This is a genomic window from Salinivibrio socompensis S35, assembly GCF_000513715.1.
GTDB classification, from domain to species: domain Bacteria; phylum Pseudomonadota; class Gammaproteobacteria; order Enterobacterales; family Vibrionaceae; genus Salinivibrio; species Salinivibrio socompensis.
In genome coordinates this window covers 1-19,752 of record NZ_AQOD01000014.1, presented here as the reverse complement: position 1 = coordinate 19,752, position 19,752 = coordinate 1, and the positions used below count along the sequence as shown (strand labels likewise).

General features: G+C 48.2%; 17 protein-coding genes and 7 pseudogenes. 7 read left to right on the top strand and 17 right to left on the bottom strand.

Annotation, left to right across the window (positions count from 1 at the left end):
• Window positions 1–13: 13 nt before the first annotated feature.
• Window positions 14–925 (bottom strand): LysR family transcriptional regulator, encoded by a 912-nt coding sequence (locus tag DZ54_RS0102040; protein ID WP_025672930.1) that lies wholly within the window; start codon window positions 923–925, stop codon window positions 14–16.
• 212 nt (window positions 926–1,137) lie between these two features.
• On the opposite strand from DZ54_RS0102040, the gene DZ54_RS0102035 reads away from it, so the two are divergent.
• The gene (locus tag DZ54_RS0102035) at window positions 1,138–2,769 is read left to right on the top strand and encodes a DUF2813 domain-containing protein (protein ID WP_025672929.1); all 1,632 of its coding nucleotides are present in this window, start codon (window positions 1,138–1,140) and stop codon (window positions 2,767–2,769) included.
• Window positions 2,770–2,783: 14 nt separating this feature from the next.
• Here DZ54_RS0102035 and DZ54_RS18270 read toward each other — a convergent pair.
• The 13 genes and pseudogenes from DZ54_RS18270 to DZ54_RS18240 form a co-directional block, all read right to left on the bottom strand.
• A pseudogene (locus DZ54_RS18270) lies at window positions 2,784–3,313 on the bottom strand (DUF3833 domain-containing protein).
• 28 nt (window positions 3,314–3,341) lie between these two features.
• Window positions 3,342–3,863 carry a hypothetical protein gene (locus DZ54_RS18265; protein WP_128080432.1) on the bottom strand — a complete coding sequence of 174 codons (522 nt, stop codon included), beginning with the start codon at window positions 3,861–3,863 and terminating at the stop codon, window positions 3,342–3,344.
• The gene (locus tag DZ54_RS0102020) at window positions 3,860–4,378 is read right to left on the bottom strand and encodes a DUF2878 domain-containing protein (protein WP_025672928.1); all 519 of its coding nucleotides are present in this window, start codon (window positions 4,376–4,378) and stop codon (window positions 3,860–3,862) included. Before DZ54_RS0102020 ends, DZ54_RS18265 begins: the two co-directional genes overlap by 4 nt.
• 3 nt (window positions 4,379–4,381) lie before the next feature.
• Entirely contained in the window at window positions 4,382–5,620 is a 1,239-nt protein-coding gene (locus DZ54_RS0102015; protein WP_025672927.1) for an SAM-dependent methyltransferase, read from the bottom strand.
• Between the two features lie 2 nt (window positions 5,621–5,622).
• The gene (locus DZ54_RS0102010; RefSeq protein ID WP_037353331.1) at window positions 5,623–6,369 is read right to left on the bottom strand and encodes a DUF1365 domain-containing protein; all 747 of its coding nucleotides are present in this window, start codon (window positions 6,367–6,369) and stop codon (window positions 5,623–5,625) included.
• The gene (locus DZ54_RS18260) at window positions 6,366–7,625 is read right to left on the bottom strand and encodes an NAD(P)/FAD-dependent oxidoreductase (RefSeq protein WP_037353328.1); all 1,260 of its coding nucleotides are present in this window, start codon (window positions 7,623–7,625) and stop codon (window positions 6,366–6,368) included. The genes DZ54_RS0102010 and DZ54_RS18260 overlap by 4 nt, the downstream gene beginning before the upstream one ends.
• 3 nt (window positions 7,626–7,628) lie before the next feature.
• Window positions 7,629–8,354, bottom strand: a complete 726-nt coding sequence (locus DZ54_RS0102000) for an SDR family NAD(P)-dependent oxidoreductase (protein ID WP_025672925.1) — start codon at window positions 8,352–8,354, stop codon at window positions 7,629–7,631.
• Window positions 8,351–8,791 (bottom strand): nuclear transport factor 2 family protein, encoded by a 441-nt coding sequence (locus DZ54_RS25415; RefSeq protein ID WP_205619355.1) that lies wholly within the window; start codon window positions 8,789–8,791, stop codon window positions 8,351–8,353. Before DZ54_RS25415 ends, DZ54_RS0102000 begins: the two co-directional genes overlap by 4 nt.
• Before the next feature lie 24 nt (window positions 8,792–8,815).
• Window positions 8,816–10,231 (bottom strand): annotated as a pseudogene (gene phrB, locus DZ54_RS18255) (deoxyribodipyrimidine photo-lyase); the annotation flags it as partial.
• Window positions 10,222–11,052: a MerR family transcriptional regulator gene (locus tag DZ54_RS18250; protein ID WP_025672923.1), complete on the bottom strand. Its 831-nt coding sequence runs from the start codon at window positions 11,050–11,052 to the stop codon at window positions 10,222–10,224. The pseudogene phrB and the gene DZ54_RS18250, both read right to left, overlap by 10 nt.
• A complete protein-coding gene (locus DZ54_RS0101985) occupies window positions 11,042–11,995 on the bottom strand; it encodes a YbgA family protein (RefSeq protein WP_025672922.1) in 954 nt (317 codons plus the stop codon). The genes DZ54_RS18250 and DZ54_RS0101985 overlap by 11 nt, the downstream gene beginning before the upstream one ends.
• Before the next feature lie 137 nt (window positions 11,996–12,132).
• A complete protein-coding gene (locus tag DZ54_RS18245; protein ID WP_037353325.1) occupies window positions 12,133–12,384 on the bottom strand; it encodes a GIY-YIG nuclease family protein in 252 nt (83 codons plus the stop codon).
• A 6-nt stretch (window positions 12,385–12,390) separates the two neighbouring features.
• Window positions 12,391–13,033, bottom strand: a pseudogene (locus DZ54_RS18240) (YceH family protein).
• A 217-nt stretch (window positions 13,034–13,250) separates the two neighbouring features.
• Between DZ54_RS18240 and DZ54_RS0101970 the strand changes: the two are divergent.
• Window positions 13,251–13,706 carry a bactofilin family protein gene (locus DZ54_RS0101970; protein WP_025672921.1) on the top strand — a complete coding sequence of 152 codons (456 nt, stop codon included), beginning with the start codon at window positions 13,251–13,253 and terminating at the stop codon, window positions 13,704–13,706.
• 13 nt (window positions 13,707–13,719) lie between these two features.
• Window positions 13,720–14,150 (top strand): annotated as a pseudogene (locus DZ54_RS18235) (DUF3069 domain-containing protein).
• Between the two features lie 96 nt (window positions 14,151–14,246).
• Here DZ54_RS18235 and aroG read toward each other — a convergent pair.
• On the bottom strand, window positions 14,247–15,329 hold the full coding sequence (gene aroG / locus DZ54_RS0101960; RefSeq protein ID WP_025672920.1) for a 3-deoxy-7-phosphoheptulonate synthase AroG: 1,083 nt from the start codon (window positions 15,327–15,329) through the stop codon (window positions 14,247–14,249).
• 300 nt (window positions 15,330–15,629) lie between these two features.
• Here aroG and DZ54_RS25735 point away from each other — a divergent pair, with 300 nt between their 5' ends.
• From DZ54_RS25735 to DZ54_RS0101950, 3 genes are all read left to right on the top strand, one after another.
• Window positions 15,630–15,911, top strand: coding sequence for a hypothetical protein (locus DZ54_RS25735; RefSeq protein ID WP_240473890.1), 282 nt, complete (start codon window positions 15,630–15,632; stop codon window positions 15,909–15,911).
• Window positions 15,912–15,970: 59 nt separating this feature from the next.
• Window positions 15,971–16,168 carry a hypothetical protein gene (locus tag DZ54_RS25730; protein WP_240473889.1) on the top strand — a complete coding sequence of 66 codons (198 nt, stop codon included), beginning with the start codon at window positions 15,971–15,973 and terminating at the stop codon, window positions 16,166–16,168.
• Between the two features lie 206 nt (window positions 16,169–16,374).
• The gene (locus tag DZ54_RS0101950) at window positions 16,375–16,572 is read left to right on the top strand and encodes a hypothetical protein (RefSeq protein WP_128080431.1); all 198 of its coding nucleotides are present in this window, start codon (window positions 16,375–16,377) and stop codon (window positions 16,570–16,572) included.
• 619 nt (window positions 16,573–17,191) lie between these two features.
• On the opposite strand, the pseudogene DZ54_RS18225 reads toward DZ54_RS0101950, so the two are convergent.
• Window positions 17,192–18,510: pseudogene (locus DZ54_RS18225) on the bottom strand (DEAD/DEAH box helicase).
• A 276-nt stretch (window positions 18,511–18,786) separates the two neighbouring features.
• Here DZ54_RS18225 and DZ54_RS18220 point away from each other — a divergent pair.
• Window positions 18,787–19,265: pseudogene (locus tag DZ54_RS18220) on the top strand (PaaI family thioesterase).
• Between the two features lie 317 nt (window positions 19,266–19,582).
• On the opposite strand, the pseudogene DZ54_RS25725 reads toward DZ54_RS18220, so the two are convergent.
• A pseudogene (locus DZ54_RS25725) lies at window positions 19,583–19,752 on the bottom strand (IS4 family transposase); the annotation flags it as partial.

Here is a 19,752-nt window from a genome sequence, read left to right as displayed (position 1 = left end):
TTGCGAACCAAGGCTAGGACTTATCAATCGGTATGTCGCCCGCTTGCATATAGGGGGCAAGTAGGTTGGGCAATTGCCTCACCAGCCAGGACTTTGCATTGCCCATTCGGTTACGCTTCCAGGCGAGCCCAAACTTGAGTTGAAATGGCTCCCCTCCTTTTAACCGTTTTAAACGGCCAGCATTCAGATCGTCTTGCACCCAAAACCAAGGCAAGGTTCCTATCCCTTGGCCGTTTAAAATTGCGGTATATTTATCATGCATAGAGCTCACCGTTAACCGTGGTTGATTTTCCAGCACATTGTAGGTTTTAGGCTGCATGCCTCGCGCCGTATCAGCGACGGCGACACCACGGTATTTGGCACGGACATCCGGTTCGAACTGGGCGCGCCTCTTTGTGAATCGATGATCGGGCGTCGCCACCCAATACGCGCTCATTTCTCCTAACGGCTGTACTTTTATCCCCTGAGGCACGGTATCCGGAATCGGTGCAATTAGTACATCGGCGCGCTCTTGGGCTAACGCTTCCCAACAGCCTGCCAATATTTGCTCAGACAGTTTAAGCCGCGTGTTACTCTTTTTGGCCAAACGCTCAATCAAAGGAAAAAAGAAGTGGCTTTTAAATAGCCCATCATAGGCGAGACAAATCTCTAGTTCCCAGCCGTGGGCCAACGATGCCGCATCTGCCACCATTTCATCAGCCGCCTTTAATAACATGCGTCCTCGCTCAACCAATAAATGACCGGCATCGGTAAAGGTCGCGCGATGGCCTGAACGGTCAAAAATCACTAGGCCAAGCTCGTCTTCAAGTTTTTGTACTTGATAGCTTAACGATGAGGGAGCACGGTTCAATGACTCAGCAGCAGCGGCAAAACTGCCCTTTCGCTCGATCGCATCAAGAACGTGTAAGGCTTCAAACGACAACATGGCTTTCTCTTGCTTATTATCCCAAATGGGGAGCGTGACTGATCAAAATACTATATCAGGATTTACTTTGTCACCCTATGGCTAATCGATGGATAACAAACCCCGAAATCAAATAGCCTGTTAGTCACAATAAATCAGGCATATAGCACAAAACCATAACGGATTTCGTTTCCTTTTTCGCGAAGGTGTCATACTCTAAAATAGAGGTGACGATGAGACTAGACCGTATTGAAATCGCAGGCTTCCGTGGAATTAGACGCCTGTCACTCCAAGTCGATGAGCTAACCGTTTTAATCGGTGAAAACGCGTGGGGAAAATCGTCTCTTTTGGACGCACTGGAGCTAGCATTCCATCCCAGTGGTGATAAACCACAGTTTAAACGCTCTGACTTTCATGTTGACCATGCCCTTGGCGTCGCGCCAGAACAACAGTTTCAGATTATTCTTCGTTGGCAAGAAAGCTTTCCTGGCGAGTATAAAGCACGTCGCTATCGTCGTTTTAAGCCACTCTGGAACGGTGAAAACGCTGGTTGTCGTACGTTGGATTATTGTCTGAATGCGACCATGCAAGACAGTAAAGTGTCGGTACAGCGCGTATTCTTATCATGCCACGGTGACGCTATCGAGAAGGTCGATAACGATGCGCTCGCAAGCCATTTGATGCAGATCCACCCCGTAGTCAGGGTGCGTGATGCCAGGCGTATGCGCGTGCCCGGACAAATCGTCAATAAAGATAATACACGTATCGAGCAACGTTTAGATAATACCTATCGGCGATTATTAATGATGCCCGGACATGTTAACAAAGGTGAAATCAAAAGCGGCCTACATGCGATGCGTCAGCTACTTGACCACTATTTTGCCGCAGACGAACATAGCCGTGCTCCTTATCCCATCCATGCGCCTGGTGCCTTAGCGATTACCCACAACCAAATGCATCCATTAGAAGCGGTGGCCGCCAATACCTCAAACCAAAGCCGGCTCGTATTAATGGGTCTATTGAGTGCCTTTGTGCGGGCGCGTGGCCCGAAACAACTCAAACGCAATGCCCGTCCTATTATGCTGTTTGAAGATCCTGAGGGTCGGTTACATCCCACACTTTTAAACCAAGCATGGCGGTTGATTCAATTGATGCCCATGCAAAAGCTGTTAACCACTAACAGCGGTGATTTACTAGCAGGCGTTCAGCTCGATCATATTCGCCGACTCGTGCGTCATCCCACGGAAACACGTAGCCATCAAGTCCCCTCCCATTTGCTGACGCAAGATGAACGTCGGCGTGTGACGTTTCACGTTCGCTTCCACCGTCCCAGCGCACTTTTCGCTCGTTGTTGGTTATTGGTTGAGGGGGAAACCGAAATCTGGCTATTTAATGAGCTTGCACGTTTACAAGGTTATGACTTTGCAGCAGAAGGTGTCCATTTAATTGAGTTTGCACAAAGCGGACTTCGTCCGTTAATCAAAACCGCCAAAGCATTGGGAATAGAATGGCACCTTGTCGCCGATGGCGATATGGCAGGAAAGAAATACGCAGCCACTGCACGAGGACAAATAGACCACCAGCCCGAAGGGTCAAAACTGACGGTGCTGCCTGATAGAGATATCGAGCATTATCTGTACAACAATGGTTATGAGCCGTTGTTTCGCGAAATGGCCGGCGTGGCGAGTCAGCAGCCGCATATGAACGATAAGCGCATCATCGCCAAGGCACTAAAACGCTACGCGAAACCCGATGCGGCATTGGCCATCATTGCTTATACAGAAAATGAGTTGAATGCGCCTATTCCCAAGCTATTACGCTGGGTGATTCAGCGCGCCATTGGACTAGCAAGAGGCGTCGGATAACGCCTCAAACACGCTTATTGATCAATGCGTTGGAAAAATAGCGTCACTTTACCTACCTCAATGCCCCATTTGCGCATCGAGGTGATGTTAAAGAGGCGATCATCATCTTGGCGAAACATCCAGTCATCAAAATGGAGCTGATATTCACTCTCGCCCACCGGCACCACTAAATCGTAGCGCCAATTGAGGGCATTTCCCGCGACGACACCCGTTGCTTCGCCCACAATATCTCCGGCAGTACCGTATAAGTGCCGTCCTCATGACGTGTAATCGTCCACACTCGCGTTTGGGTTTCTCCGTCCGCATAAATAAATGACTCATCCAGTGTCAGTGTATCGCCTACAACCGTGCCCTCAATATCGACTTCGAAGCGACGCGTTTGCTCACCGGTAAAATCTTGCACGATGCCCCACGCTTTGGTTTGCCCGTCAAAATACTCAAACAAGTTAAATGCCGGCTCACGACCTTGGTAATCATCAATATCCGCCGAGCATGCGGCAAGCATCATAACGCTTGCAAGCGTCAGACATACTCGGTTCAACATCCGCGTCCACTTTATCATGGTGTTTCTCCTAATAATGCGCCCCGGTGATCGGGAAAATCTGTGTTGTCTGACAGCCAGATAGCCAAAAAGGCATCGGCCAGTTCAGCTTCGTCGACAACCAAGGTGGTACGCCAATCTTTCCTTGTTGGTAATGAAACACACCGTTATCTTTTTGACGAACAAACGCGAGACGATCGCCCTCTATTATATCGGGCCACGCATCACCAAGCTCAGTCTGCCAGCGTTCACGCTGCGCAGCAGAAAAACCCAAATGCGCCCATTGATCGTTTGTCGCTTTCATCAAACGCTCGTCGCTAATATCTCGGGCATAGGTGATCACGAGCGCATGTGGTGATTGTGCCTGATAGCGGCCTGACGGTGCGCGTAATGACGACTGATAGATAGTCCACCAGCCCCACGTTAAGGTCGCTTCACCCACTTCTGGCCATTGCTGCCAAGCCATCGAGACGTCGGGAGAGGGTGTTTCGGCCTGCACAGACGTTGCCATGTTGAAGAAAGCACAGGCGATGAGGGCCTTCCATCTTGTCATTGCTGTCCCCTTGTTGCCGCTATTTGCGCCTCTACTTTGTGTTGTAGCCAGCGCATTAAGGTAACGAATATTGCACTATAAATCGCCCACACGCCGAGTAAAACCACGCCCGTTACCCAAAAAGACTGAGGGAACGATAAGGCGTCGAGTCGCTCTCCTGCCAGATAACTACTGGCGCCGCCTAAGCTCCCAATCACCGAGATGAACCAAGTTGGGCGTGCAAGCACTAATTCGCGCATTAACCATGCAAATGCACAGAAACCCAACCACAGTAAAACAAGCCAGGCGGGCATAGTAACGGAGCCAGTGTTAACGTTTATCCACTGAGTGTACAGCAACGCACTGTCGCCGATCAGGCCTACCGGTGCTAGCACCAAGATCCCCCAGATCACGCTGCGATCATACGCAATCGCAGCCAGTAACATAGCAACCATTAACCATTGTAAACTCGGTGGCCCAATAGCCGCCGAGAACCAGTACACGTTGAACAATAAAGAGATCAACACAAAGCGCATTATTTAGGCCTCTCGCCAAGCCGGCCGGCTGAGCAACAGTTGCACGCTGATGGTTCGCTCTTTAAATCCCCCTTCGCAATAGCAAAAATAATAACGCCATAGGCGCGCAAAACGATCGTCGTATCCGTATTCACGCAAGGTCTCTGCTTGTTGATTAAAACGTGCGTGCCAATCCGCTAATGTTTGCGCGTAATCCAAACCAATGTCTTTTAAATCCCGCATTACAAAATCTGTTTGGGTGGTGAAGTGGTCAAGTAAAACATTCACCGAGGGCAAGAAGCCCCCCGGGAAGATGTGCTTTTGAATAAAGTCGACATTGCTGCTGTAGTGGTCATAACGCTGATCGGCAATGGTGATCGCTTGAATCGCCATCAAACCATTTGGTTTGAGTAATGACTGACACTGTCGGACAAAGGTATCTAAGTACTCTTTCCCTACCGCTTCAATCATCTCTATCGACACCAATTTGTCATACTCACCGGTAAGATCGCGGTAATCTTCTTTGAGCAGCGTGATCTTATTGTCTAGCCCTTCTCGCTCAATGCACGCTTGTGCCCACGCATGTTGCTCTTCCGAAATCGTGGTTGTGGTAACGCGACAACCGTAATGCTTTGCCGCATAAATCGCCATCCCTCCCCAACCGGTGCCGATTTCGATCAAATGGTCATCAGGCGTCAGCGACAGTTGCCGGCAGAGACGATCCATCTTTTCAATTTGTGCCGTTTCTAATGATGCGCCACTTTCCGGATAAATTCCGCTGGAATAGAGCATGTTGTCATCGAGAAAATGACGATAAAGATCGTTACCGAGATCATAATGCGCCGCGATATTTCGACGTGCCGTATCTTTCTCGTTACGATTGCGCCAGTGTGCCAGTTTATGACCGAGGCTCACCAACCAGCCCGTGTGCTTTTCAATTCGATCAATCGCAGGCAAATTGCGAGCAAAAACTCGGACCACATCGGTTAAACTGGGCGACTCCCACCAGCCGTCGATATATGCTTCAGCCGCGGCAATACTGCCCCCAGTCAAAATACGTGTGTAAAAACGCGGATCATGGACCAAGACTGATGCGTGTAATTGTGCCTGAGGGTCACCACACTGCAAGGTCTGACCCTGCTCATCAACCAGCGAGATGCAGGCATCTTTGACGTGTGCCATTAACGTGTAAACCAACTGCTTCGCGTAATGCTCTTTACGCGTCAATGTGCGTTGACTTTGAGGTACGTCCGTTACAGACATAATTACTCCTTCTTCGCACCCGGGTGCGGATAAAACGGTGCGCCCTTTATCCAAAGTTTGAGCGCTTGCCAATAAATACCAATGAGAACTTTTACTGTTTCTATCGGTGTCCGGATCAATAATTTGCCCAATGTCTTTGAGGTAAAAGGCCGCCGTTGAAGCCCGAGCGTGGCATCGAACTCCTTGATCTCTCTGTGTGCTTCAAGGTGCAAATGCACCCGCTCGCCGAGTGGGCGAAGGCGCCAATAATAGCGTTGTTCTATAGGGTTGAACGGTGAGACATGAAACGCTTTATCATTCTCCCAGCGCTTACCGGCGGGGACCGCGTAATAAAAGCGCTCTCCCCACGGGGTATTGCTGACTTCGGCAAGCACATAGCGCCAGTTATTGTCTTGGTCATAGACGTAATAAAAATTCGCCGGGCTGAAATACACGCCGAGATAACGCAGCTGACACAGTGCATAAACTTTGCCTTCGATGCGCTCTCCGGTGAGAGCATGCACCTTGTCGAGACACGCTGTTTTAGTGTCTTCTCGCCCATCTAAGTAATCTCGATAATCAAAAGCCGCCCAGCCCCATTTACCAAGACGAAATCCCGTGACTTGTGACGACAGTAATGCGAGTTCGTCTAAATCAATCAAAGGCATGAAAACAGGATAACTGAACATATGCTTTATCGGTGTATAGCGCCGATGTCGGACTTGCCCGACATACAAGCCGCTATTCAATGGTACAACCGACTCACTCACGAATTAATCCCCTCCACCACGTCGAGTGCACTTCTTACACCGTCTTCATGGAAACCGTTGTACCAATACGCACCACAGAACCAGCTTTGTTGTTGGCCATTAATCTGATGACGTTGTTGTTGCGCCGCGACGCTCTCGGTATTAAAGACCGGATGCGCATAGACGAAACGACGCAAGATTTTACTCGGATCGATTTTGTCAGTCTGATTGAGCGTCACACAGAACGTCTCAGGCGACTGAATTGATTGCAGTATATTCATATTGTAGGTCAAAGCAGCTGGATCGGTGTCTCTTTCTGTAGACAGAGGCAAATGATAATTCCAGCTCGCCCACGCGCCTTGTCGCTTGGGCAACAGGGCTGTGTCTGTATGTAGCACCACGTCATTATCTTGATACGGAATAGCGCCGAGGACTTGTCGCTCCGCGTCACTGGGATCGGCCAGCATCGCGAGCGCTTGATCGCTGTGACACGCGAACACCACCTGATCAAACACGTGCTCGCCTTTATCCGTGGTGACATAGACCGCACCTTGATCACGTCGAACCTGTTTAACCGGCGTATTTAGGTGAATGTTATCGGCAAAGGCTGGCGTCAGCTTTTCCACATATTCGCGTGAGCCACCTGGGATCACATACCACTGCGGTCGATTGATCACATCTAACAAACCATGATTTTGGAAAAACCGTAGGAAGAAGGCTAATGGAAAACCACGCATATCCGACAGCGTTGACGACCAAATGGCCGCGCCCATGGGTAAAATATAGTTTTGGCAAAAATAATCACTGAACCCATGTTGGTTAAGGAAATCCCCTAAGGTATTCAATGATGAAGACGGCGCGTTATCTTTCGCTGCGTACGCGTCGCGGGCGAGGCGATTAAAACGCATGATCTCAGCTAAAAAGCGGTAAAAACGTACATTAAGAATATTGCGCTTTTGTGCGAATAACGACGATAGGCTGTGACCGTTATATTCTAGGCCGTTCGCATCGTTGCGCACACTAAAACTCATTTGTGAAGGCTGACGCCCAACCCCGATTTCATTGAGCAAGCGTTCATAATTCGGATAGGTTCTGTCATTAAAGACGATAAAGCCGGTATCAATCGCGTATTGTCCACTGTCGACCTCAACATCCACGGTCGCAGTGTGACCGCCAAGGTAATCATTTGCCTCAAACAACTGAATATTGTGTTGCTTGTTGAGATAATGAGCGCAAGTTAATCCGGCAATGCCCGAGCCAATAATGGCAATTTTCATGATTTATTTCCTTGTCATACGTCGAGCAAGGGCTATCTGCCAAGACATGGGCAGTAGCGCTAAAAATTTGAGAATAAACGTAAATTTTCTTGGGAAATGCACTTCCGTCTTGCCTTTGGCTAATCCAGATTGGATCGCCGCCGACGCTTGTTTCACACTGACACGCATCGGCATGGCAAAGTCATTTTTGTCCGTGAGCGGAGTTTCCACGAAACCAGGAGAGACAAGTGACACTGTCACTCCTTGCTGAGCAAGATCGGCGGATAACGTATTAGCGATATAGCTGATCGCCGCTTTGGATGCACCATACGCTTCCGCTCGGGGCAGTGGCATGTAACTGGCAGAGGAACCAACGATAGCAAGATGGGTCGTATCGTTAAAACCTGCTTGTAACGCTTCAATACAATTGAGCACACCAAACACATTGATATCAAACACCCGCTTAAACAACGACACATCAATCCGACCCTGATCGAGATATTCGCAGGTTCCCGCGTTCAAAATGATCAAATCTGGCGCCATACTGAGGCTGCCTAATGCCTGATGTGTTTGGTCACTATCGGTCGCGTCAAACGCCAAGGGAGTGAGCGAGGCATGATCATTCGCCAGTGCAGCCAGTTTGTCTTGGTTGCGCCCACAGGCGGTGACTTGCCAGCCTTGTCGCGCATAATCTCGAGCTAACTGCTCGCCAATGCCTGAGGTCGCTCCGGTGATCACTACGTGTTTCATTGTCCTAACCTCGTCTTAATATGTTTCAGTAAGCGTCCGACCACAGGTAATGCTTCGTACAGCATTTCGCCCATATCAAAATAGTCACGGTGACCAACAATTTTTCCCTCGCTAAAGCGCAAGTGAGAGCAACCTTGTACCTGACGTGATTTGCCCTTTTCTAATTTTGGGTGCGAGAGTGTCATTGTCCAGGTGACAAATGCATCATCGCCTTCGACCGCGGTGTGGTGGATATCAAATTGGCACGCACTAACGTTCTCATACAGGACGGTAAAATACTGAATGAAGGCGCCAAGCCCGACAATTTTATGTGCCGGGTCAAGAAACACGATCTCGGGATGATAAATCGATGCTAGTGACGATAAATTGCTTTTGTTCAATGCCTTATAAGTAGACACAAATTGCGTCACCCCAGCTTGTGTTTCATGCTGTGCCATTAAAACGCCTTCCTGAGGCTGGTTTTTAGCAGCTTCAAACAAGGCTAACGCTTTCTTTCTTTGTTTAGCGTGATCAACCACAGGCCGTGGATAGTCGAGGGATTGCGCATACTTCTCTGCCCATGTCCATGGCTGGTGAGCATTCTTGCCAGGCACCGGTTTTAAGGCCGGAATCCAACGGCGGATAAAACGCCCATCGCTGTCAAACCGCTCCCCTTGTGTCGTGGGGTTAAAAATCCGGAAATAAGGCTGAGCATCGGTGCCGACAGACGCCGACCACTGCCAACCACCATTGTTAGACGCAAAGTCACCATCAATCAGTTTGGACATAAAATAATCTTCGCCCCAGCGCCAATCGATCAGTAAGTCTTTGGTTAGAAAGCTCGCTACGATCATTCGTAAGCGGTTATGCATCCAACCGGTTTGATTCAGTTGCTGCATCGCCGCATCCACAATCGGAAAGCCCGTTTGTCCGCTCTTCCACGCCTCAAATAACGCCGGGTCGTTTTCCCAAACCACCGACTCTCCCCATCCCAAGAAACACTGCCGTTTACTGATAGCGGGGTTCTGCGCACTCACTTCTTGGTAAAAATCGCGCCAAATCAGTTCAGATAACCAGGTGGCAGCACCGGTGTCTGGCTCTCGCCAATCGCCATTTTCCGCTTGGAGTCGGGCTAGACATTGTCGTGGTGACAAGGCGCCGATCGCGAGATAAGGAGAAAGCTGGCTGGTGCCATCAATCGCAGGAAAGTCACGTTGCTTTTTGTAGTCTGCCGCTCGCTCACGGCAATATTCGCGCAAGCCATCAAGGATCCCTTTTTCATCGGCCGCCCACGCTGAGACATTTTCGGTTGGGTAGGCAAAGTCAATGGGAGTGAGTTGAGAGAAAATGTCGCTCACCACAGACGTCGCTTCTCGCACAGAAGGCGCTTTACGGGGTGATAAGTCCAAGTTATCGAGTGCGCGTAAACAGGCTTTCTTAAACGGGGTAAATACTTTGTAAGCCTCCCCTTTTCCGGATTTTATCGTTCCAGGCGCGAACAAATTGCGATCCGCATAGGTGTGCCAAGCGATCCCTTTCGCCTCTAAATCAGCCTGCACTTTATTGTCACGTTTGGTTTCATTGAGCTCGTATTCATGATTCGCGAATACCGCTTGTGCCTGAATTTGCGTGGCGCACTCTGCCACTTTACGCGCGGCTTCAGAATAATCGTCCGCTCGCTCAACGACTAATGGGATATTGAGCGCGGTGAGTTCCTCGCGTAGTGCCTCAAGCCGTGCTTTGATCAGTCCGGCTTGCTTTGGCGCGAGATGATGCTCAGACCACTGCTGCGGCGTTTCGATAAACAGCCCCACCACAGGGCTAGATGACGCACTCGCCGCACTTAACGCTAGGTTGTCTAATACGCGTAAATCGCGTCGAAACCAAACTAGATGCATAACGTATTGTTCTCCCTAAGATCCTTAAGCTCGTCACCGTGTACGGAGTAAATAAATGCTTGGCTCACTACCTCAATCTCATTTTGCGACAGACAAAGACGGAGTTGATTGAGCTGTGTGCGGTCGAGTCGGTGGTTTGCCATCACGGCCAGTGTATTAACCTGCTGCTCACGCATGACTTTTAAGATTAAACTTAACTGGCTATGCGGCTGTGATAGCGTAGTGACGTTGTAACCTTTTTCGTAAAGTGCCACCGCCATCAAGACGCGTTGGTATTCACTGGTAGGGTTAAGAGAAACCAACCAACACCTTGATCGCGTGTTTCGCTTGGCATTTGCCGTGATCACGGACCGACACTGTTCAATCACCGTGGTTTGCCAGAGATCACGCTGTAGCATACTAACCGCCCCGTCATGATGACTAAGCCACTGATCAACCGGCGTCATGACATGCTCAGCTAACCAATAAAAGGGATACTCTTTAAAGATTTGCTCCAAGGTCTGTTTTAGGCGTTTCACCGAGAACGTATGGATACACTCGATTAACTCCCGAGCGACACCGTTGTCTTCAACGTCAACCGTCGCGGGTGTTTGCACTAACAAGGGTTTAACCTTGCTGATCGAGACACCTTTGTCCAGCCACTGGAGAATTCGGGTGATCGTGTCCACGTCATCGTCGCTGTATAAACGGTGACCTTTTGTGGTTCTCGCCGGCGACAATAAGCCATAACGACGTTGCCAAGCGCGCAAAGTGACTGGGTTAACGCCCGTTTTCTCTGCGACCTGGCTGATGGTAAGTGTGCGTGATGTCTCACAAGCCATAACGTAACCTCAATGCATCGGGATATGGCTTGAGATAGGCTTGATTCGCTAAATAGTCATCAGGGTGATTATGTAAATGATGTGAAATTAAGGTCAAAGGCGCCAGTAATGGCATGGTGCCTTGACGATAAGCGTGGATGAGATTCGCCAGCTCGGCTTTTTGGCCTTTGTCGAGATTATTTTTAAAGTAGCCTTGCAAATGCATCAGCACATTGGTGTGCTTTTTACGGGTAGCACGAATGGCAATCGCCTGCATGAAGGCAGTCCGATACTGTTCAAAGAATGTCTCACTATCATAATGCCCAATGTTCGCCATAAAACGCCCTAGCTCGCGATAATGTTCGGGCGAGTGAGCCATCAACACCAGCTTGTATCGTGAGTGAAAATCAACCAGCGCTTTTTTGGTGATGCCCTCTTCAACACTTTTATAGAGGTCATCCAGCGCGAACAACCGGAATACGAAATTCTCTTTTAAGATAGGATCGTTGAGTCGGCCGTCTTCTTCCACTGGCAGCCAAGGCATCTGCGCCATCAATTCTTGCGTGTACAGGCCAACCCCAGAAATATCAGAGGCATAGCCATTCTCACGATACACTTTCACCCGCTCCATGCCACAGGTCGGCGATTTGGCGCAGACGATGTATCCGCGGAGTGCTTTGTGTTTGAGCTCTTCTACTTTACGCTCACTGAACGCGACCATTTTGTCCGTGTAATCTTTCTCTGGATCCTTGGTCTGAACGAGTTTCACCGAGAGATCGCCTTTATCGACGAGCCTAATCGCCGGACGGGGAACGGGAAGGCCGATTCCCACTTCGGGGCACACGGGCACGAAATCCACGTATGGACTTAACTCTTTGGTCACGAATGCGCTGCGCTTGTGACCACTATCAAAGCGCACTTTCTCACCGATCACACAGGCGCTTACACCCACTGGAAACGACATGCCTCACCTCTACACTCACTGTGCAACTTGCGTCACACTTGTACATTTATATTGTCTTGTACAACTAAAGGTAGAGGATTGATCAAGATTGTACAAATTTTTTTATTTGTACAATTTAAGAGAATCAAAGCGACGCGCTATTGCTGAAAGCATAACGCTTCTTTGCGTGCCTTAGGCCACTGCTTAATTTCCCATTCGCGTTGCATCGCGGCCCGTTTTTCCATCGGTTCAGACTGCCATGCCAGTGATAATGGGCCTTTACCACGCAATGCGCGCGCGCCTTTTCCGGCTCTATGCTGCGCGAAACGACGGGATACGTTGGTCGTCACACCACAATACAAGTGGCCTTGGCGCGTTCGAATCAAATACACAAACCAAGGCGTATTCATATTGAACTACTGCCCCAACACCGTATCTAGCATTTGACGCAGCTCCGCGACCTCTTGCTCAAGTGCCGTCACACGCTGAGATAGCGATAGGTTGTCAGACGCGCGATCTTCTTCTGGCTCATCACCTTGGTAGGTGTTCGAATCGATAGACACATCGGTGAATACGTGTCTGTACCGTGATTCTCGCTTACCCGCTTCACGAGGTAACTTTTGCACCCATTGCTGCTCAACCATGCTTGTCAGTGTTGCCTCTACGTCCGCCATATCATTAAATGTGCATAGACGTTGGGTCCGAGTTCTTAGCTCTCCAGATGTTTGCGCACCACGCAGTAACAGCACACAAATAAGGCTTTTTGCTGTTCGCTAAACGTCAAGTCACCAAACGGCGTATTACAGAACCGATGCTGGTATTTTGTCACGCGGTTTCCGTTCCCCTCTTGTGGCTCACAAGCCTTGCTTCTTCCAACTGATGGATGACATCCAGTACGTCTGAGTCCGACATGTCGTAAACAGGGTCACGATTGCTTTTCTGATTCACTGCGGTAGTCAATGCGTTTAAAGTAAGCGGATAGTGGTCCGGAGTCGTGACTTCTTTTTCAAGCAAACAGCCAATAATACGCTGTTGGTAAGGGGAGAGTTCTATAGACATAGTTGATGTCCCAATTCGGCTAAATGACTCGCTTTATATCAACTGACGGCTATGCAAGCAATCACGGCCCTCGCTGTCGGTCATACGCTAACCCCCAGCAACCCCCAATATTGGTAGCAAGATCACACCTTAATCGTCCACTTGTTTGCCAATCCTCCCCCATATTAGCGGCGCTAATGATATACTTTAGGCAAATGAAGTATGTGGAGCGCACAACATGGGCCTGTTTAGTTCAAAACCTCATCCAAATCATGGAGTCTCTATCATTGCGAAAAACTGCAAGGTAGTGGGTGATATCGACCTTGAAGGTGACATTCAAATTGATGGGTTTGGAGAGGGCAACATTACTCAAGCCAATGCTGTTGTTATTTCTGCCTCAGGCCATTTTCGCGGTACCGTTCACGCTAAACACATCACCATCAATGGGTTAGTCGAAGGCCAGTGTGATGCAGATGCTATCGATATTCTCTCACAAGGGAAAATGAAAGGTGTGCTCAACACCGAACAGTTAACCATTGAAAAAGGCGGCCTGCTTGCCGGTGAAAACCGAGCGACCTTGTTGACGGATACGGTCGTTCCTCTGTCTGAACAAAGCCGTACAGAGACCAAAAAAGATCCTGATACGCACCACGCCGATCATAAAACGCGCGCTTCCTCATCCAAAAAATCATAAGGAGAATCGGTGTATGTCTGATACCGATGCCAACGCAACCCAGGTAAGTATTGAAAGCTTTTCACCCGAACTACAGTGCGTGATCCGCTATGAACAAGCACCAGAAGCAATGTACACCATGATTGCCTCTGTTCATGATGCGGCAGGACCTAGTGTACGAGAGGCGTGGGAAAAATTACCCCTGAGTGCACAAAATGTCCTAGATAATTACGATCAATTCCATGCTTTGGTAGCCATTAGCCAAAGTTATGCCGGAATAGATGCGCTAAGCGAGCTCGAGAAAGTCGACTTAAGTGATATGTCCGACGAGGCGAGAGAAAACTACAAAGCCAAGTGCTTAACGATGTGCTCAGCTCTTGCGTCAAGGATTTGTCTAAACAGCTTAAACAAGCGCGTTTAAAGCCAGGCTTGAAACGCGAATTCCAAGCGATTTTTCAAAAATAAACACAGTTAGCGCTAGCCGCTGACCCTGGTAGTTTAGCCCCCCAAACGCTGGGGGCTTTTTTTATCTACAAACCTTTTTAGCGACGAACAAATGAATTAGGCAGACGCACTGAGAAGAGCCGTCTTTTCTCGACGCGCACGAACAGCTGCTGCCAACTGGTATAGTGCCTTCTCGGTATCATCCCAACCGATGCAGCCATCTGTGATGCTTTGACCATAGGTAAGCGACTGCCCGTCAGTTAAATCTTGTCGACCTTCGACCAGGTGGCTTTCAATCATGACACCGAAAATCGCCTGATTTCCAGCGTCAACCTGGCCCGCAACATCTTCACAGACTTGTTTTTGTTTTTGATACTGTTTGCTGCTGTTTGCATGACTTAAATCTATCATCACTTTTTGACGTAAGCCTGCACTCGTCAATGCGCTGCAAATCTGATCCACATCTCCGGCACTGTAATTCGGCGTTTTACCTCCACGTAAAATCAAATGGCAATCCTCATTACCGGCAGTTGCGACAATGGCTGAATGGCCATACTTGGTCACAGAGAGAAATTGATGAGGCGCGCTGGCAGAGCGAATCGCATCGGTTGCGATTTTAATATTGCCATCCGTTCCGTTTTTAAAGCCAACCGGACAAGATAGACCTGATGCCAGCTCTCGATGCACTTGTGATTCTGTGGTTCGTGCCCCTATCGCTCCCCAGCTAATCAAATCCGCCATATACTGCGGGGTAATCATATCTAAAAACTCCCCCGCCGCGGGTAAGCCGGTATCGGCAATATCGAGTAGCAGTTTACGCCCCAAGCGCAAACCATCGTTGATCTTAAAACTATTATCTAAATACGGGTCATTAATCAGGCCTTTCCATCCAACGGTTGTGCGCGGTTTTTCAAAATAGACCCGCATAACAATTTCGAGATCCTCACTCAAGGTTTCACGAAGTTGCTTGAGTTTTCGTGCATAGTCTCGCGCTGCATCTGGATCGTGAATGGAGCAGGGGCCCACCACAACAATCAAGCGATCATCATCGTCATTCAACACGCGATGAATCGCTTGGCGAGCGTTAACTACTGTCTGCTCTGCCGCCTCTGTCGCAGGGAATTTTTCTAATACAGCAATAGGCGGTAGCAGTTCTTTTATTTGTTGGATTCTTACGTCATCCGTTGGGTGTACACTCATGGGCTTATCCTGTGTTTGCTTTTTCTGTTTAACGTGCTTTTTAACGCGCTAGTACTGCCGTTTGCGGGCTTACGTTTTATCGTTACCTGTCTACGCTAACCTGACACCTTTGCCAGTGCAAATATTTTTTTACAGAAAGTAAAAAACAAAATTTTTTATAAAATTGACAGAGCATAAAATATAAAATTCAGCATAACTGTGAGCGATAAGATAAATTCCCCATGCACACGCAACCTCGTTATTGCACTCGTCACACAGAAGCTATTACACTGATCGTTAAATATAAAAGGAGTACATGACGTGATCACACGCCTTACCACTAGCGCACTGTTGGCGATATGCCTTTGGATCCCAACGGCTCAAGCCACCAACTTTGACTACAACCATATTCAAGTCAATGCATTAGGCAATCCCAGTGGTCTAGGTGGTTTAGCACGCTTTGCCTTTACCGAGGGGGCACATTTTGTTGTCAAAGGGAATACGCAATTTGAAGGCGACTGGTATACTTCTGGGGGTGTCGGTTTCATGCGCCTGTTAACGACTTTGTCGATTTGTATGGTGAGCTTGAAGGCGCATGGTTAAAACGCCCGGGAGATAGACGGCATGATACAGGCCAGTTTGCGACGGTAGTTGGTGCTGGCATGCGAGCGTGGGTCGCACCGCCTTTTGAGGCGAATCTGTACGTAGGATCTATTATTTTTGATCAAGACGACAGCACCAGCCTTGTTGAAATTGGTGGCCGTTTTCACTCGACAGAAGCGTTATCTCTCGGCGCCACTTGGCGAGCCAATGGTTTAGAGCAAAACCGCTTGATTTTCTCAGTCAGATACCTGTATTAATAGCCTGTGGTTACCTGCTCTCTTCTACAGCGTGATCATACTAGTGTGACCTTCTCTCGCTGGTGAAAGTTTTAATCTAAGCTAAATTAAAAAGTAGAGGCGTACCACTCTTGTAAAAGTGGGCGTCTTTAGTGCGTGGTGTAACGCTCAAGTCTGACGCTCGCCGTCATTGTGCGTGGGAACTGTCGGAGGGTATAACGATGGTGATGACTCAGCGTATTGGTGAATTTGAGAGAAAAATACAAGAAGCTTATCAAGAAGGTAACATTGAAACGGCTCACCGCTTGGAGGAGCAGGCCGCGTTGTTGCGGCGACGTAAGCTAAAACCTGCTGCTGATTTCCAAGCAGCCAGTCAGGTAGAAGACTTTCACGATGTTGCTGACGGGGATTACTATGATAGCTAACACATAACCATAGAAGCGGTCAGAACTGACATTTTCGTATATATGTAGAATATGTAGAATATGTAGAATATGTAGAATATGTAGAATATGTAGAAAAGCCTTCTCCCACGGAGAAGGCTTTTTATTTGCTGCCTAAAACGTATGTTCAAAAGGACTTGTACAGCAAATTATTGTGCGGCACGCTCACGACGAACGATCCATGCCGCAGCAGTAATAAAAGCAACGACCAGTGCAGTTTCCACAGCAACACCCCAGTTTTATTAGTGGTTAAAAGACAAAGACCCATGTTGTCAGTGACTCAATCGTATAAATAATGCGACCCTGTCAACAGATGCGCATAGTCTACGGATCAATGAGTTAAAAATCAGCTATAGAATCGATCTAACGCAAAGAAAAGTGTGTTTTTTGGTAATAACGACACTTTGGCAGATAAAGTTTCATCAACTCACAAAGTTAAACGTGACAATGCGCAGTTTTAGCTAAGGATCTGTTGTAAAAAGCGCTGTGCTAACTGATTGAGAAAAGGCGGAATGATAATAAAATATTATTAGGCTAGTCGGCTCCGCTGCACCAGCTGGTACAGCGGATAATCACGACAAAAGATAGGCGTATTATGAGGTTACGATTCAGGTTTTGTTTTCTTTTTTGCTAACGGCACATCACCGACAGGCACATTGTTGTAAAAACTCTTATCTCGTTTTTTCGGGGCTTTAGGCTGCTTTTTAGCGGGTGCTTTGTTACTTTTTGCAGGTCTAGGCGCTTTTTTATTAGGGGCTTTTTTTCTCTTTAAAGCCTTTAAATTTACCCTCGAGACCTTCTATTGCAGTAAATTCAAGCTTTTGTTGCAAGAAACCTTCAATATTTTTAAAGCTTCGCCAGTCTTTCGGCCCAACCAGTGAATAAGACAGGCCTTGATGCCCGGCTCGTCCTGTCCGTCCGACACGATGCACATATTCTTCCGCGTGTTTTGGCATATCAAAATTAATGACCAAAGACACATTCAACAAATCTAACCCACGTGAGGCAACATCGGTCGTGACCAACACCTCATGAAAACCGCGCTCAAACTCATTCATAATACGACTGCGTGACGCTTGGTTTAGCTCGCCACTTAACGCAATTGCTTTGTAACCAGCTTGAGTAAATCGTTCTGCTAACCGTTCCGTATCAACGTGTGGCGGTAAAGATCATGACTTGCTTATGCACATTAACGTTCATCAAGTGCTCGAGCAGTGCCTGTTTGTGATCAAGGTGATCACACAACACAAAATGCTGCTCAATATCGCTGTGTAATCTTTCCGCTTCACCAACCGCGATCCGCTTAGGCGACTTTAGCATACCGGCAGCGATTTCAGTCACTTGCTGATGATCTAACGTCGCAGAAAACATCAGGGTCTGTCTTAAGCGATGGTCGGCGTGATCATTAACACTATCCAGTTGTTCTTTAAAGCCAAGATCAAGCATGCGATCCGCTTCATCTAAGATCAACATTTCTAATCCAGATAAAGACACGTTCCGCTGTTTTAAGTGATCGGCAAGACGTCCAGGCGTGGCCACGACAAAAGTTGGATACTGGCGAAAAACCTTGGCTTGTTCGTTGAAGTTTTCGCCACCTAAAACTAAGGCCGCTTTATGGGTCGTGCCACTGGTCAGCATCCGCAACTGCCCATAGACTTGTTTAGCTAACTCGCGAGTCGGTGCCAGTATCAACACTCGCGGATCTCGACGACTGAGAGGTTTAGAACGCAAGACACGCTGCATCGCTGGCAATAAAAACGCCAGTGTTTTTCCTGAGCCTGTTTTCGATGACGCCAGCAGATCTTTCCCTGCCATCACCACAGGGATCGCTTGGCGTTGAATGTCGGTTGGCTGTTCAAATCCACGGTGGGCAATGAGCGACAGTAAGCGTCTATCGAGTCCCAAATCGTCAAATTGCAAGGTATCACTCCAAAGGTAAATCAAAAGCAACAGGCGCACACGCGCCATTTAAGGCGGCGAATGCTATCATACTTTACGTAAAAACACTGCACCACGTAAAAACACTGCATCAAAACTACCGACACTACGATATACAGAAGCCGTTTTTAACGGTATGGCAGTATACGCGATCCATAAAAAAGAAAGCACTATCCCACAAGTTTGTTAACAAAATGTTGACGCATAAATAGACATCAAGGTAGCGTGACAGGTAAGACCAGATAACAAGGAGTGTCTATGTTCTCGTCTCCACTCGCGCGTGCTAATCAACATCTATCGCTATTCGGCTTCCTAAAAGTTCCAATGATAGGCTGGTGTCGGCCAAAAATCCTGACCATTGATGATAGGCATGTCACGATGCGAATTCCGCTAGGTCGGCGCACTAAAAATCATTTGAACAGTATGTATTTTGGTGCTTTGGCGGTAGGGGCCGATGTAGCAGGCGGCTTTCTTGCGATGGCCATGGCAGAGCAGCGAGGCGTGAAGATTAGCCTCGCGTTCAAATCGGTACAAGCCGACTTTCATAAACGTCCAGAGGGTGATGTCATTTTCACCTGCCAAGATGGCGAAAAAATCAGTGGCATGATTAGCGATGCTATAGAGACAGGTGAACGTATCAATCAACCGTCACGATTATCGCGACGTGCCCAAGCTTACATGGCGACGAGGCCATGGCAACGTTTGAGCTCACCCTCTCGGTAAAACACATGACTTAATGAGTCGCTAGCCTAGCTAGGCGCACCAACCTTTAAGATACAAAAAAGCCAGCTTATCTGTCTCAGGTATGCTGGCTTTTTATCAGTGCCACTTATTTATCAGTGGCACTTATTTATCAGTAACAATTAGCGGTGACAAAAACACAAAGAGATGGCAACACGCACTGGCACATCCGTGATATTTATTCAATAATCACTGAGAAATTATTGACTTTATAAACGCACGCTAAATTCGGGGGTGTTCATGGGTAATTCACCGAGTTATCAACCGTTTCTGTGGATGACTCTAAAGTTATACATAACCCTGAGAGATCCCCTCATAAATCCGCCAATGCATAGCCCTCTTTTAAGAGCTGCTGGGCTAGAACCACAGCCGCAGCTAAGAGGTGTTGAGTTATAATTTCGTAGTCTGGTCGCCTGAGGACTTCCATACCTAACCGGACGGTAGACAGGACATTTCGATTTCTGACTGTATTCGCTTGAAAGT

Excerpts from the sequence above, each read along its gene's own strand:
- DZ54_RS0102040 (WP_025672930.1), bottom strand. The coding sequence starts at position 925 with ATGTTGTCGTTTGAAGCCTTACACGTTCTTGATGCGATCGAGCGAAAG.
- DZ54_RS0102035 (WP_025672929.1), top strand. The coding sequence starts at position 1,138 with ATGAGACTAGACCGTATTGAAATCGCAGGCTTCCGTGGAATTAGACGC.
- DZ54_RS18265 (WP_128080432.1), bottom strand. The coding sequence starts at position 3,863 with ATGACAAGATGGAAGGCCCTCATCGCCTGTGCTTTCTTCAACATGGCA.
- DZ54_RS0102020 (WP_025672928.1), bottom strand. The coding sequence starts at position 4,378 with ATGCGCTTTGTGTTGATCTCTTTATTGTTCAACGTGTACTGGTTCTCG.
- DZ54_RS0102015 (WP_025672927.1), bottom strand. The coding sequence starts at position 5,620 with ATGTCTGTAACGGACGTACCTCAAAGTCAACGCACATTGACGCGTAAA.
- DZ54_RS18260 (WP_037353328.1), bottom strand. The coding sequence starts at position 7,625 with ATGAAAATTGCCATTATTGGCTCGGGCATTGCCGGATTAACTTGCGCT.
- DZ54_RS0102000 (WP_025672925.1), bottom strand. The coding sequence starts at position 8,354 with ATGAAACACGTAGTGATCACCGGAGCGACCTCAGGCATTGGCGAGCAG.
- DZ54_RS25415 (WP_205619355.1), bottom strand. The coding sequence starts at position 8,791 with ATGGCACAGCATGAAACACAAGCTGGGGTGACGCAATTTGTGTCTACT.
- DZ54_RS18250 (WP_025672923.1), bottom strand. The coding sequence starts at position 11,052 with ATGGCTTGTGAGACATCACGCACACTTACCATCAGCCAGGTCGCAGAG.
- DZ54_RS0101985 (WP_025672922.1), bottom strand. The coding sequence starts at position 11,995 with ATGTCGTTTCCAGTGGGTGTAAGCGCCTGTGTGATCGGTGAGAAAGTG.
- DZ54_RS18245 (WP_037353325.1), bottom strand. The coding sequence starts at position 12,384 with ATGAATACGCCTTGGTTTGTGTATTTGATTCGAACGCGCCAAGGCCAC.
- DZ54_RS0101970 (WP_025672921.1), top strand. The coding sequence starts at position 13,251 with ATGGGCCTGTTTAGTTCAAAACCTCATCCAAATCATGGAGTCTCTATC.
- aroG (WP_025672920.1), bottom strand. The coding sequence starts at position 15,329 with ATGAGTGTACACCCAACGGATGACGTAAGAATCCAACAAATAAAAGAA.
- DZ54_RS25730 (WP_240473889.1), top strand. The coding sequence starts at position 15,971 with ATGCGAGCGTGGGTCGCACCGCCTTTTGAGGCGAATCTGTACGTAGGA.
- DZ54_RS0101950 (WP_128080431.1), top strand. The coding sequence starts at position 16,375 with ATGACTCAGCGTATTGGTGAATTTGAGAGAAAAATACAAGAAGCTTAT.